The 14,350-nt window shown below is 36.9% G+C and carries 13 protein-coding genes and 1 tRNA gene; 3 read left to right on the forward strand and 11 right to left on the reverse strand.

Going from position 1 to position 14,350, the window contains the following annotated elements; all coding sequences use genetic code 11:
- Window positions 1-122 precede the first annotated feature (122 nt).
- From AC5YGB_RS06880 to AC5YGB_RS06910, 7 genes are all read right to left on the reverse strand, one after another.
- Window positions 123-2,021, reverse strand: coding sequence for a BRCT domain-containing protein (locus AC5YGB_RS06880; protein WP_496137080.1), 1,899 nt, complete (start codon window positions 2,019-2,021; stop codon window positions 123-125).
- A 33-nt stretch (window positions 2,022-2,054) separates the two neighbouring features.
- The gene (bamC, locus tag AC5YGB_RS06885; RefSeq protein ID WP_496137081.1) at window positions 2,055-3,116 is read right to left on the reverse strand and encodes an NlpB/DapX family lipoprotein; all 1,062 of its coding nucleotides are present in this window, start codon (window positions 3,114-3,116) and stop codon (window positions 2,055-2,057) included.
- Window positions 3,113-4,003 (reverse strand): 4-hydroxy-tetrahydrodipicolinate synthase, encoded by an 891-nt coding sequence (gene dapA, locus AC5YGB_RS06890; protein WP_496137082.1) that lies wholly within the window; start codon window positions 4,001-4,003, stop codon window positions 3,113-3,115. Before dapA ends, bamC begins: the two co-directional genes overlap by 4 nt.
- 84 nt (window positions 4,004-4,087) lie before the next feature.
- Complete coding sequence (trmD, locus tag AC5YGB_RS06895) at window positions 4,088-4,762, reverse strand: tRNA (guanosine(37)-N1)-methyltransferase TrmD (protein WP_020024033.1); 675 nt, start codon at window positions 4,760-4,762, stop codon at window positions 4,088-4,090.
- A gap of 12 nt (window positions 4,763-4,774) precedes the next feature.
- Complete coding sequence (dapE, locus tag AC5YGB_RS06900; RefSeq protein ID WP_496137083.1) at window positions 4,775-5,902, reverse strand: succinyl-diaminopimelate desuccinylase; 1,128 nt, start codon at window positions 5,900-5,902, stop codon at window positions 4,775-4,777.
- Window positions 5,903-5,907: 5 nt separating this feature from the next.
- Window positions 5,908-6,690 (reverse strand): c-type cytochrome biogenesis protein CcmI, encoded by a 783-nt coding sequence (gene ccmI, locus AC5YGB_RS06905; protein ID WP_496137084.1) that lies wholly within the window; start codon window positions 6,688-6,690, stop codon window positions 5,908-5,910.
- A 23-nt stretch (window positions 6,691-6,713) separates the two neighbouring features.
- Entirely contained in the window at window positions 6,714-8,621 is a 1,908-nt protein-coding gene (locus AC5YGB_RS06910) for a heme lyase CcmF/NrfE family subunit (RefSeq protein ID WP_496137085.1), read from the reverse strand.
- Between the two features lie 172 nt (window positions 8,622-8,793).
- Here AC5YGB_RS06910 and AC5YGB_RS06915 point away from each other — a divergent pair, with 172 nt between their 5' ends.
- Genes AC5YGB_RS06915 through AC5YGB_RS06925 form a run of 3 tightly spaced genes read left to right on the forward strand, consistent with a single transcriptional unit; the run spans window position 8,794 to window position 11,428 of the window.
- Window positions 8,794-9,939, forward strand: coding sequence for an MBL fold metallo-hydrolase (locus AC5YGB_RS06915; protein ID WP_496137086.1), 1,146 nt, complete (start codon window positions 8,794-8,796; stop codon window positions 9,937-9,939).
- 23 nt (window positions 9,940-9,962) lie between these two features.
- The gene (locus AC5YGB_RS06920; RefSeq protein WP_496137087.1) at window positions 9,963-10,865 is read left to right on the forward strand and encodes an oxidoreductase; all 903 of its coding nucleotides are present in this window, start codon (window positions 9,963-9,965) and stop codon (window positions 10,863-10,865) included.
- A 5-nt stretch (window positions 10,866-10,870) separates the two neighbouring features.
- Entirely contained in the window at window positions 10,871-11,428 is a 558-nt protein-coding gene (locus AC5YGB_RS06925) for a TetR family transcriptional regulator (RefSeq protein WP_496137088.1), read from the forward strand.
- Window positions 11,429-11,452: 24 nt separating this feature from the next.
- Here the strand turns inward: AC5YGB_RS06925 and AC5YGB_RS06930 are convergent.
- From AC5YGB_RS06930 to AC5YGB_RS06945, 4 genes are all read right to left on the reverse strand, one after another.
- Window positions 11,453-11,537 (reverse strand) — tRNA-Leu (locus AC5YGB_RS06930).
- 63 nt (window positions 11,538-11,600) lie between these two features.
- On the reverse strand, window positions 11,601-12,983 hold the full coding sequence (cysG, locus tag AC5YGB_RS06935; RefSeq protein ID WP_496137089.1) for a siroheme synthase CysG: 1,383 nt from the start codon (window positions 12,981-12,983) through the stop codon (window positions 11,601-11,603).
- Between the two features lie 144 nt (window positions 12,984-13,127).
- Complete coding sequence (locus AC5YGB_RS06940) at window positions 13,128-13,805, reverse strand: HdaA/DnaA family protein (RefSeq protein ID WP_496137090.1); 678 nt, start codon at window positions 13,803-13,805, stop codon at window positions 13,128-13,130.
- On the reverse strand, window positions 13,802-14,350 hold the full coding sequence (locus tag AC5YGB_RS06945; RefSeq protein ID WP_496138024.1) for a CDP-alcohol phosphatidyltransferase family protein: 549 nt from the start codon (window positions 14,348-14,350) through the stop codon (window positions 13,802-13,804). The genes AC5YGB_RS06940 and AC5YGB_RS06945 overlap by 4 nt, the downstream gene beginning before the upstream one ends.

The following is a 14,350-nucleotide window of genomic DNA, read 5'->3' on the forward strand; positions in this document are numbered from 1 at the left end:
CAGCTCATCTTTAAACTGACGAAAAAAAACGCTTACCTAGGCCAGTGCCCAAATAAACGTCTATGTCTTTTCTTGATACCAACATTGGCTTCAAGTTGTAGATGATTATATAGAAAATATTTTTATATATTTAGTTTTTTTAGATATTCAGACTCCGAAAGGATTTGAACACCATGATTCTTAGCCTTATTCATTTTTGACTGGCCAACATTTTCTCCAATAATAAGAAAATCAGTTTTTGAGCTGACAGATTTTGCTACTTTGATACCTAATGACTTTGCTTGCTTCTCAAGATCAGATCGAGGCTGATTCATAGTGCCTGTAAAAACAATTTTTTTGCTATAAAATGGATTTGAGCTTGTATCTTCATCAGCAATCAAAATAGTTTTTTCTAGATCAAAACCGCCAGATACTAATACTTCATATTGGGATTTAATAGACAACAACCCATCAAAAATAACCTCTGCAGTTAGCTCTGCAAAACCATCTATCTCTGCAATGCTAGCTATTGAAAGGCTAAAGACTTCATCAATTGAATAATTTTTTAATAAATTTTCACAATTACCCATTCCAAGTCTATGAACACCAAAAGAGGCCAAGAAACGCCAATCTTCAATACTTTCTTGACGTGATCTTTGAAGTTGATTAATAAGGTTTTGAGAGGTTTTTTCACCAAAACCCATAGAAACTAATTCATCTATATTAAGAAGATAAATATCACTTACTTGGCGTATTCCTTCATCATATAATTTTTGAATCGTTGCATGTCCGAATCCATCATTGTTGCCCAAGATTCGAAAAAAATAGATCATCTTGCCAACCACCTGATCTGGGCAATCATTTTCATTGGAACACATCAAAAAATCTGAGTCCCATATTAATAGAGAATTGCAACTCGGACAGTTCAAAGGTATATCAACTTCTGCAGTTTTAAGAACCTTATTTATTTTAGGAATGACCATCCCACTTCGAGTTAACTCAATAATACTTCCAGCGCCTAGACCTTGTTCTTTGACAAGCCCGTAGTGATGACCAGTTGCCCTATAAATAGTCGCGCCGCTTAATTGAGTTGGCTCCAACTCTGCAACAGGGGTGATCTTTCCAGTCCTTCCTACTTGAGGGGTGACTGAAAGAACTTTAACTTGTGCTTTTTCCTTATTTTCTTTGTAAGCAATCTGCCAGCGATGGAACTTACGATTTGAACCCATAAACTGTTTTAATTCAGGATTGACAATTTCAAAGACTACCCCATCAATATCAAAATCAACACCCTCCTCAAGCTTAATTACTATATCTAAGAATTGATTTTTGAACTCATCAATATTCCCCTTCCAAAATGGAAGTTGCTTGAAAGGAACAAATAAAGCCGCCTTTGCATCAATTGCTTCTCTAGCAAACTTATCTAATTCTTTTTCCTTAATTAGACTTGCTTGAAAATTTCTTGGGTACTCAAAATCATTACTTAAATGGTCTTCAAAGTAACTCCTCTTAACAACAATCTCTCCGGGACCTTGGCCTCTTTCACTATCATTTAAAATGCCAAGACCTCTTTGAAACACTCTGCTAATATCACTTCCCTTATTACCGTCACCTCGAGTATAGAGTTTTTCTCCATCGTCATAACCGGCAAATCCGTCTAATTTTGCAGTCCCTTTAATTTGAATTTCAGATAGTTGGACATTTATTTCTTCAGAAAATTTTGATATTCTTTCAAGCCACTTCTCGATCTCTCCCCAAGTATAGGCTTTGTCAGTTGAGAGCATTTTTTCTGGGAGCTTAATTTTTTCATCTGAAAATCCTTCGCTTTCAGATTCAACCTTTTGAAGAAAGGGATGATTGGGCATTCTTTTTTGAAGCTCAGGAATAAAGATGAAATCGTAATTTTCATCGGAAACTATAGGACTTCCGCTTCGATAACTATCATTAGCTAGAATACAGAACTCAAGTAAATCTGAATCAGACAGGTCACTAACCAATAAATTCTCGTCGACAATGTCTTGAACCTGTTTTTTTGTCAGCATGATTTACTAAAATCTAGCTTAATTTGAAAAAAGTTAAAACTTGGAAGCGATTTGATCAAAAAGTTCTGCACTATAACTAATTATTTTTTCATCATTTTCTTCACTAAGATCTACAAAAATAACATTTGTTTGAGAGCTGGTATCTTCTTTTAAAATTAACTGGTACGTTTTAGTTATTGAGGCTATAGTTAATAGTTTTGAGAAAAAACCCTTATTAGGAGTTACATTGATAAAGTAGCTCCCTTCAAGTGAGTCCCTATCCTCAATATCAACTCCAGACTCATCAAGCGCCCAGCCTAATAGTTTCCATGATTCATTTTTATCGAATGGAAAAACTAAAGAAGCATAACCTATATCTGATAAGACAACTGACACAACAGTTTTTTTCTCTTCAACGTTTGATTGAATCTTTGAAATGGAATCGCCCCTATCATTGCCTAAAAAAACCATTAACTGAAGAAGCATTTCTGTCTCAAGCTCAACATCTTTCTCTCTAGGCTGCCAGACTCTTGTTGCACCACTCACAACTTCGCCAATTGAACTTAATGTCAAGTAAACTTCGGACTCCATTGAATTAGCTGTTGGCTCAATTCGAATTCTATACTTGTCAGCAATTGGAAGGCCATACTGGGTTTTTAATGCTTTTGCCAAGGCGGCGCGAATAGTGCCTAAAGATTTATCTGGAACCTTCGTTTCAATTTCCAAGAAATCAGTTTCTAAAAGGCCAATTTTTTGATTTTCTTTCTCAATTTGAAAGCCATACGAGCGAAAAAATTCTTTTGATAATACCCAAACTTCTGCAGGTGGAAGGTCAACTAGGAGCCATCGTCGATATTTATCCCTCATCACTTCAACATTTTGGACTCTTTTTAAAACGTCACTGCCGTCACTAACTTTAATCACTTCAGTAAATGCGCCTTGAGAGCTCGGTGCTGTTAAGTCTGGAGGAATGATAAGCGAATCAACAGTCTCATCTACCTCATAATTTACCGCTCTACTTCCTAAGCCAATTTTTTTTACTGGATCAGCAACTTTAGAGCAGCTAGCAACTAACAGACTAATTAACGCTAATATTAAAAAATTCGTAATTTTCATATTAAATTTAATTCCTTTAAATCATTTTCAATAACTGTTTTACATTCATTTGATAACTCAAGTAATGGCAATCTTATACCATTATCGCACTTACCCATTTTATGAAGAGCCCATTTCACAGGTATTGGATTGGACTCAATAAATAGATTTTTATGAAGCCCTGAGAGTCCTTCATTTAATTTCTTGGCAAGTTCAGTATTTCCAGCAATAGCAGCGAGATATGCTTTCTGGAGCTCTTTAGGAGTGACATTTGCAGTGACTGAAATACCGCCGTGTCCGCCCAAAAGAAGAAAATCGATCGCCGTAGCATCATCACCCGTAAGTAGTAAAAAATCTTCAGGACACTTTGCAACAAGCTCTTTGATAACCGATAGATCTCCCGTAGCATCTTTAATTCCAATAATATTTGAAATTTCTGAGAGTCTTGAAGTGGTATCAACCGACATGTCGACTGCCGTTCTTCCAGGAACATTGTAAAGGATTTGATCAATGCTAACACTTTCAGCAATCAATTTAAAGTGTTGAAACAATCCCTCTTGAGTCGGTTTATTGTAATAAGGCGTGACAAGCAAACAGGCGTCAGCACCGAAATTTTTAGCCTCCTGCGTGAGCTCGATAGCCTCAGAAGTCGAGTTTGCCCCAGTCCCAGCAATAATTGGAATCCTTCTAGCGGCGTATTTGATCGTATGATCTAATATCTTAAGATGTTCTTTAACACCGACAGTCGCCGATTCACCAGTCGTTCCAACCGAAACTATTGAGCTTGTTCCAGCATCAATATGGAACTCGATGAGGTTATTTAGCGATTCATAATCAACACTCCCATCGTCAAGCATTGGCGTTATGAGTGCGACATTTGAGCCTACAAAGGAGTGATTCTTATTCATAAATTGATTTATTCAAAATGTAGCTAAAATTATATACGATTGGCCTTCTAATAACAATTCAAGGGTCTACTTTAATACAAGACTTTAATTCGATAAAAGATCAGGTCGTTTTTGTCTTGTCTTGTGTTTAGCTTGCTCTAATCGCCAAGCATCAATCTTAGCTTGATTTCCACTCAATAACACCTCAGGGACTATGTCTCCATCAATACTTTCTGGCCTTGTATAGTGCGGGTAATCAAGTAAATTATTGACAAAAGAGTCATTCAATGAGTCTTTATTACCCAAAACATTTGGCAAGCGCCTACTAACTGAATCTATTAATACCATTGCAGCCAACTCACCCCCACTGATAACATAATCACCAATTGATACTTCTAAATCAACATCATTCTTAATGATTCTCTCATCAACACCCTCGTATCGCCCACAAAGAAGAGTTAATGACTCAAAGGATGATAATTTTTCAACCAAATTTTGATTTAATGGCTCACCCTGTGGAGATAGATAGATAACTTTAGTTTCTGGCTTTTGCTCCTTTATTTTTTTGATGCAATCCCTGATTGGCTTGACCTGCATAACCATTCCAGCTCCGCCCCCATAGGCTTTATCATCAACATTTTTGTACTTATTCTCACTAAAATCTCGAAGCTGCCATTCATTAATCGATATGATTGACTTCTTGATAGCTCTCGCAATAACCCCTTCCTCTTTGATTGCCGAGAACATTTCAGGAAAAAGAGTGATGATGTCAAATCTCATACGAAATAAGAATTAAGAGAATATATTTCTGAGCACTTGGTAATAAATCTCACTTAAGTCATCAAGGTCTTGAACTAAAACTGATTCATTAATCTGATGAATCGTAGCGTTGACAGGCCCAAGCTCTACGACCTGAGTTCCCTCTTGAGCAATAAATCTTCCATCCGAAGTCCCACCTGAGGTTGACAGCTCAGTCTCAATACCCTTAGTTTTTTTAATCGCCTCGACGCAAGCACTAACCAGTGCACCTTTTGGCGTTAAAAATGGGTAGCCAGAATGAGACCACTCTATGGAGTAATCAAGGTTGTGTAAATCAAGAATTTCATGGACTTTTTTTTGTAAATTCTCTTTATTGGTCTCGGTAGAGTAACGAAAATTAAATTTAACCTGAGCATCACCAGGAATAATGTTTGTTACGCCATCTCCTGAATGCATATTTGAAATTTGAAAAGAGGTTGCTGGAAAATAGTCATTGCCATTATCCCATTCTTGATTACAGAGATCATCAAGCGCAGGAGAAACAAGATGTATAGGGTTTTTAGCTAAATGAGGGTATGCAACATGGCCCTGCTTTCCATTAATCTTTAAAACACCATTTAATGACCCTCTTCTTCCATTTTTAATAACATCCCCTGTAGAAGAAGTCGAAGAAGGCTCCCCTAATAAACAGTAATCAATATTTTGTTCATTTGCTTTGAGATAATCCATAACCTTTAATGTTCCATTGACTGCAACGCCCTCTTCGTCAGAAGTGATTAAAAAGGCAATTCTGCCTTTATGATTTGGATTTTCTTTTATAAATTTTTCAGTAGCGGTAACCATTGAAGCAAGCCCACCTTTCATATCTGCTGCGCCCCTACCATAGAGATACCCATCTTTTATCGTCGGCTCAAATGGCTTAGTATTCCAGGCATTTTCATCACCTGCAGGGACAACATCCGTATGCCCCGCAAAGGCAAATAAAGGTCCACTATCTCCATGAACTGCCCAGAAATTATCAACATCTCCAAATTTAAGTGGGTGGATTTCAAAGCCAATTTTTTTAAGTCTATCAATCATTATCGCCTGACAACCAAGATCATCAGGGGTGATTGAAGGTTTACTTATAAGCGATTTTGCTAGTTCTAGTGTATTACTCATTATGACTATTTTACTTGTAAATTCAATACTGTACCCAGAGCCTCTTCGATTATATTTCTATCTGGATGATCATTAGACATAAGGTAAAGTGCTTTCTCCCAAAACTCAATAGCGCCATTAAGATCGCCACCATGGGCCGCAACGATGCCTGAAAAATATAAAACTTGAATTGACTGTGGATCAAGGCTCAGCGCTTCATCAATTAAAACTTGGGACTTACCATCAAATTGCCCATCTTGACTAGCAGCTATAGCGCTTGCAAATTGGAGCAACAAGTCAATATCTTTCGAATTTATTAAGTATGCGCTCTCAAATGTCTCGATTGATTCATTAACATTACCGATACCGATTTGAGCTAATCCCAACATTTTTAATGCTTGAAAATCACCTGGATTCTTCTCTATAAAACTCTGAAGCCTCTCGATGCTATCACTCATACTTAATGGCTCTGAAAGAGAATTCCCAGATGGAATCATTTTTGGCGCTAACTGTGAATATATTCCTAGAGATAGAATGCCAAAAATTAAAATAATTGCGAGTGTCCATGGTAACGGCTTAATTGCTATGCTTTTCTTTGTATCAGGCCTTAGTTCAGTCGCTAAAGTATTAACGATTTCAGATTCAGCAGTCTGGTATTGGTCATCCGCTATAAGACCTTGGTTAATGTCTGAAATAAGCTCATCCTGTCTTTGCTGATTAATAGCGATGTTGGACTCGTCACCGCTAATATTCTGGCTGATTGGCCTAAATAGAAACCAGGCAAAAAACGCACATGACAATGCAATCATTATTATAAATTGCCAGGCTAGGATCACGATTTAACTCTCAAAAAGTAACGTCTATCGATGGCAGCAAAAAGAGCCCCAAGTGCAATCATTAGGCCACCTAACCATATCCAACGAACAAGCGGCTTATAGTATATTCTGACACTCCAGGCCCCGCCTCCCAAGCCCTCGCCGAGTGCTACGTAGAGGTCTCTTGTGATTGAGGGATCAATCGATGCTTCAGTCATTGGCATGCCTGTTTGGTAATAACGTTTTTCAGGACTTAGCTGAGCCACTTTTTTAGTATTTTTAAAGACAGTAATATCACCAATAAAGCCAGAGTAGTTCTCTTTTGAATGAGGGCTCACGCCATTAAAAACAAAGTCATGTCCAGCTATCGTTTGAGTTTCTCCAATATTCATCTTGATATCTTTTTCAATACCAAGTTGAGTTGTCACTGTGGCCCCGAGGACAAAAACAGCAATTCCAAGATGTGCAAGAATCATTCCAATGAATGACATAGAAAGCTTTGCTTTAGATCGCAGTCTTTTTATGAATAAAACCAAGACATGGTTAACGACCCATATGAATAGACCAACTGCAACTAGAACAAAAATATTGTCCGTGATGAAAACCCAGGATAGGAACGTTAATAGAACAACACAGATCCATTCAAACTTTAATAAATTAAAAACCCTTGATAATGAATCTTTCTTCCAACGCACATAAGGGAATACTGCTAGTGCGATTACACCAGGAATCATAATGGGCACAAAAACTGCATTGAAATAGGGCGCTCCAACTGAAATTTTTCCAAGGTTGAGAGTATCTAGAATGAGGGGATAAAGCGTACCCAAAAGAACACTTAACATTGCAGTTACAAGCAAAATGTTGTTAATAAGAAGCCCCGTCTCCCTTGAGAGTAATGAAAATGGGTTACTCTGCTGTAATAAGCTAGAGCGCCATGTATAGAGAATCAATGATCCTCCAATTACTATAAATAAAAAGATAAGGATAAACAAACCTCTTGTTGGGTCAGTTGCAAAAGCATGTACCGATGTTAAAACTCCAGAACGAACAAGAAATGTTCCAAGTAGGCTTAAAGAAAAGCCTCCAATAGCTAAAAGCACAGTCCACTGTTTAAAGGCACCACGCTTCTCACTCACACTTAGAGAGTGAACAAGCGCCGTTGCAACAAGCCAAGGCATGAAAGATGCATTTTCCACAGGATCCCAAAACCACCAACCTCCCCAACCAAGCTCATAATAGGCCCACCAACTTCCAAGCGTTATTCCAGCGGTTAAAAAAGACCAGGAAATTAAGGCCCATGGCCGAGTCCATCTAATCCATGTGCTATCAAGTTGTCCTCGTATGAGGGCAGACAATACAAAAGCAAATGGAATAGCCAGTCCTACATAACCCATATAGAGCATAGGAGGATGAACCGCCAAACCAAAGTCTTGAAGAAGAGGGTTAAGCTCTCGACCCTCAAGTGGCGGCATCATTAAGCGCTCAAAAGGGTTCGATGTAAAGAGAAGAAAAAGTAAAAATCCAAAACTTATAGCACCCAGAACCACAAGGGTTTGATTAATTAAGTCTGACGGAATTCTTTTTGAAAAAATTGAAACAGCAACTGTCCATAGAGACAAAACAAACACCCATAAAAGCAAAGATCCCTCATGTGAACCCCAAACAGCTGATGCTTTAAATAGCAATGGAAGCTGTGTGTTTGAATTATCAGCAACATATTTAACTGAAAAATCATTACTCAGAAATGCACTCATCAAAACAAAGAAGGCTAATGCAATCCAAAAACCTTGTGCCCAAACTAAAGGCCTTGCAAGCTGAGCAAGCGAAGTCTTATTTTGATAGAGCCCAATCGAAGGAACAACTATCAAAAGCACTGAAATAATGAGCGAAATAACAAGTGCAAAATGTCCAACCTCAATCAACATATAGCCATACTTTTATTGTGTTTTTTAGAGCTAATATTTTACAGGATTTCTTTAGTTTAATCTCAATACCCGAGGTTAAACTTATAAGTAATATATAAGAAAAAATTATAATGACTGACTACTCACTCATAACAGGATATAATATAATAAAAACCGCATTAGGGAGCTTAACTTGGAAATTATTTTTACAATACTAAATATCATAAAATATCTGATTTATATTCTATTAGCGCTAGCTATCGTTGTGTTTATTTTTCTTAAAGTATCTCCAGCTTTCGGTGGAACTCCAGATAAGGAAACTCAAAAAACTATTGAAGATTCTCAAAATTTTGTTGAAGGAAAATTCCAAAATATAAAAACAAACTATACTAATTTTCGAGCATCAGAAAAAAAAGCAACTTTCAAGGATTGGTTTTCACCCCCTAAAGATAAAAACCCTCTAAAACCGCTGCCAACAATAAAATTTAATAACAAAGATTTAACAGAGGGTAAATTTTCATGGTTTGGGCACTCTACTCTCATTATGAAAACTGAAGGTTTAGTCGTTATGACTGACCCTGTTTTTAACAGAGCCTCTCCTTTACCATCATTCAACTCTAACAGTAAAAGTAGCTTCTTTAATGGAAAGCCATTTGAATTTGAAAATCCGATATTAATTGATGATCTTCCAAAGGTCGATGTTGTCATTATTTCTCATGATCACTACGACCATCTTGACTCAAAAGCCATTAAAGACTTATCAGACCTAGTAGATCATTTTATTGTGCCTTTAGGTGTTGGAGCTCATCTTGAAAGATGGGGGGTAATTAAAAATAAAATTACTGAGCTTGACTGGTATGAAAGTAAGAACTTTAAAGATGTTGATTTTACCTTTACGCCTGCGCTTCACTTTAGTGGCCGAGGAGTGTTCAATGGTAACTCGACGTTATGGGGCTCTTGGGTTGTTAGATCAAAATCATTAAGCGCTTATTTCAGCGGAGATGGTGGATACTCAGAGACGTTTAAAAAATTAGGTGAGGAGTATGGACCTTTCGACATTGCCTTTATTGAGAACGGTGCATACAACGTTGACTGGTCGAACGTTCACATGTATCCAGATGAGGCAGTTCAAGCTAGTATCGACTTAAAAGCAGAGATCCTTTTCCCAATCCATTGGTCAAAATTTGATTTATCAATTCATCCCTGGGATGAGCCAATTATTCGTATCACTAAAGAAGCTGCAAAAAAGAATGTCAATCTTGCAACGCCAATGATTGGAGAAATATTTGAGTTAAATGCTATACCCAAAAAACCTTGGTGGAAAAAACTAAGAAATTAAACTTGCATTATTAAAGGAAAAAAATGAAAAAAGAAAATTGGAATGAATCAAATATTCCTGATCAATCAGGCAAAATTTTTATTGTGACTGGACCAACGAGCGGCCTTGGTGAGGAAACAACTAGAGTTCTTTCTCGAAAAAATGCTACCGTTATTATGGCTGCTAGAAATATTAAAAAAGCTGAGTCTGTAGCAAACGAAATTCTTGCTGAAAATAAAAATGCAAAGATAGACATTGAAGAACTAGATTTATCAAGCCTTGAATCAGTCAGTAATTTCTCTCAATCTATTAATAAAAAATATAAGACTCTAGATTGCCTTATCAATAACGCTGGCATTATGGCCTGCCCTTATTCAAAAACGAAAGATGGATTTGAGATCCAGATGGGTACGAATCATTTGGGTCACTTTGCTTTAACAGGTCAGTTGATTTCTCTTTTAAAAAAGACACAAAATTCACGAGTGGTGAATGTATCTAGTATTGCTCACACCTCTGGAAATATTGATTTTGATGACCTTAATTGGGAAAAAAGAAAATACAGAACTTGGAGTGCTTACAGTGACAGCAAGCTAGCAAATTTATATTTTACCTATGAGCTCTCACGCAAACTTGGGAAAGATAAAGCCAATCCAATCATTTTAGCTTCACACCCTGGCTGGACGGCAACTGACCTCCAAAGATACTCGGGCGTTGCTAATTTTATGAATATTTTTCTTGGTCAGAAAGTAAATATAGGAGCTCTGGGAGGCCTCAGAGCTGCAACAGATCGAACTGCCAAGTCAAATGATTATTTTGGCTCTCCATCCATGGGTGGTATGAAAGGTCACCCTGTTTTGGTTAAGTCAAACGAACTATCGTATAATACAGTTAACGCAAAAAAACTTTGGAAACTATCTGAAGAATTAACTGGAGTAAGCTATGACTAATAATAATGCTCTCGACCAAAGATAAAATTTTTCAAAGTGCTCTAGAGCTTTTTGCTAGTCAAGGCATTCAAGCGACTTCAACTGCGCAAATTAGTAGAAAAGCGGGAGTTGCCTCTGGAACGCTTTTTGTTCACTTCAAGTCAAAGCAAGAGCTTATTGACACAATATACATAAGTATTAAAAAAAATGCTTTTTCTGACTTAAATGAAAATATTCCTAATGATTCAAGTGTTGAACTTCAAATCAAAAATGGTTCAAGAAAAATTATTGAGTACTTTTTAACTAACTACAATGAGTTTATTTTTTTAGGTTTAGTGGATATCGACCCCATGGTCTCTGAAGAGGCAAGGGCAATAGGCTTTAAAAATTTTGAAAAGTCGATGGCTGATTTGAAGCAATGGTTTATAGAGGGGCATTTTAAAGAGATAGATTTTGATCTTCTCATGCAGATAAATTGGTCCACTACAGAGACCATCATTAAGAACCTCAAGTTAAGAAATCTTATCAAGCCTAGTGAGAGTGAACTTAACATAATCTGGGATATTATGAAAAAGAGCTCCTAAGAGCTCTTTAAATTGATTGGTTTTTGGTGCGGAAGGAGAGACTCGAACTCTCACGTCTTGCGACACTGGAACCTAAATCCAGCGTGTCTACCAATTCCACCACTCCCGCGAAGAATTCTGAATTATACCCAAATATATTAAAGTTTTTTTATTAAGAAATAGATTTAATTATTTAATTGCCATACCAATTCAACTTTTCATTGAGCTTGACAACCTCACCCACAATCATCAGGGTTGGTGCATGAATATCTTCTCTTTCTAATAAAGCTGGTAATTCAATCAGCGATGAAATATAAACCTTTTGCTCAGGCATCGTTCCTTTTTCAATAATAGCAATAGGCATGTCCTTATCCATCCCATGTTCCATGAGTTTTTCACAGATATATTTAGCGCCACTCAAAGCCATGTAGAAGACAATCGTTTGCTGATCAATGATGAACTCTTCCCATGGGAGGTTGGTTGTGCCATTCTTTAGATGCGCAGTTACAAATCTACAGGACTGAGAATAGTCTCTATGGGTGAGGGGAATACCTGCATAGGAAGAGCAACCGGACGCGGCAGTAATACCTGGGACCACCTGAAAAGGTATCCCATGCTCAGATAGAGATTCTATCTCTTCACCACCTCTTCCAAAAATAAAAGGGTCACCACCTTTTAAACGGCAAACCCTCTTACCTGTCTTTGCAAGCTCAACCAGTTGATCATTAATGTCAACCTGCTTAGTTGATTTGTCACTGCCACCCTTTTTACCAACATAGATAAGCTCAGAGTCTCTTCGAACCAGCTCCATTACCCCTTTAGAAACTAGGCGATCATAAAGAACAACATCAGCCTGCTGAATTAATCTCAAAGCCTTAAAGGTGAGTAAATCAGGATCTCCTGGCCCAGCTCCAACCAAATAGACCTCACCTAAATCCATCTCTACTGAATCATCAAGCTGCCTTTGTATGTCTTCCTTTGCTTCACTAATTCGACCTGAAAAAACTTTCTCAGCAATAACACCGGAAAATACAGCTTCCCAAAAAGCTCTTCTGTCCTTGATTGTTGAAAAACGATTTTTAACTTTCTGTCTGTATTCACCTGCAATATCAGCCAATATGCCATAGGCACTTGGAATGATTGTCTCTAATTTTGCCCTAATAATCCTAGATAAAACAGGAGCCTTGCCAGATGAGGACACTGCAATAATTAAGGGAGATCTATCAACAATTGAGGGCATTATGAAGCTTGACAGCTCCGGTGAGTCAACAACGTTGACTGGAATTTTTTTATCTTGTGCAATTGAAGAAATCAATGAATTAACTGACTTGTCATCTGTTGCTGCGATAATGATTGAGTAATCCTTAATATCTGTTTGATCAAAACTTTTATTAATTAAGGTTATATGCCCATCTTTAGAAAGATTTTTTATACCCTTGCAAAATAATGGTGATAGGCAGTCAACCTTGGCCTTTGCTTTTAATAGTAGATTAATTTTTCTGAGGGCAATATCTCCACCTCCAATTACTATGCAAGGCTTTTTTCTTATGTTAATAAAGATAGGAAGGTGATCCATAGAATTAATACGTTTGTAAATGGGTGGGGCTGACTTATTGGTTAGTTACGGATTATAGTAAAATATTCTAAAACTGAGTATTTTTTTTACTAAAAGATATTAATATTTCTTAAATAGAGATAATTTTAGCAAAATATTTTATATTTAGTGATTATGTAAGTTCAAGAATTTTCTAACGAAGGGTACCGAGATAGCCTTTTTAGCTTGCAGGGACGCTTTATCTAAATCATTTAATGTTGCTAGTAGTAACTTTAAATCTCGTGAATAGTTCTTAAATAAGTATTCATAAACGCCTGAGTTAATAGATAAGTTTCTCTGACCCATCTGATTATCAATTACTCTCATTATTAACTCGTCATTAAGCTCTTCAAGCTTATAAACAGCAGCTAAACTGAGTCGTGTTTTGATATCCTTCATAACTTCCAAATCAGATGGCAGGCTATCTGCACTAACAAGGATTAAAATTTGACTCTGTCTCGCTTGATTATATAAATCAAAAAATATTTCTTGATTCTTACTAGAAATTAAATGGACATTATCAAAGCTAATAAAATACACTTGATCAATAAAGTCCAAAATATGCTCAGGAAAGGACTCACTACAGTCAATATAAATCGCATTTTTATCTAACTCCAATGCCTTCAATACTGCTCCTTGAAGGACATGAGTCTTGCCTTGACCTGACGCTCCATAAATAAAGACCTCCGAAGAATTTTCATCAAGAAATAATTGATTTATAAACCTTAAGAGCTCTTTATTTTCAACAAAACTTTCCAGAAGCATTGACGTGTTGAGACTGATTGGCAAGCCAAGTTGATTCATTTTTTTGTCTCTTGTAAGATGAATTTCTTAACCCAAAGAAGGCCATAATCTGCCCCACTTAAGGCTGTTGATGTTGCCACTATGACAAAGACTATCTCTTGAATACCATCTATTCCAATATAGAGCTCAACCAGTAGCAAATATAAAACCAGAGTAATTTGTAAGACAGTATTTACTTTACTGATAAGACTTGGTTCTAATAAGTCACTATCAGCACTTTCCTCTCCAAGGAAATAACCCAATGCGCCAGCAATGATAATAACATCACGAACAAAAATAATCATAAGTAGCCATAATGGAAGAACTCCAACCCAATAAAGAGTTATAAAGGTGCAAGTTAGTAGTACCTTGTCAGCAACCGGATCTAAAATCGAACCTAGTCTTGACTGCAAATAAAACTGTTTTGCAATCCATCCATCTAAAGCATCAGTAATGCCTGCAACTAAAAATAATAGCAGTGTCAGAAGATACTGCTCTTTTAGTAGTGCTATAACTACGGGAACTGTTAAAATAATGCGTATTATTGAAAGCGCATTGGGTAGCAT

The organism is Candidatus Pseudothioglobus sp. uisw_142 (assembly GCF_059512465.1).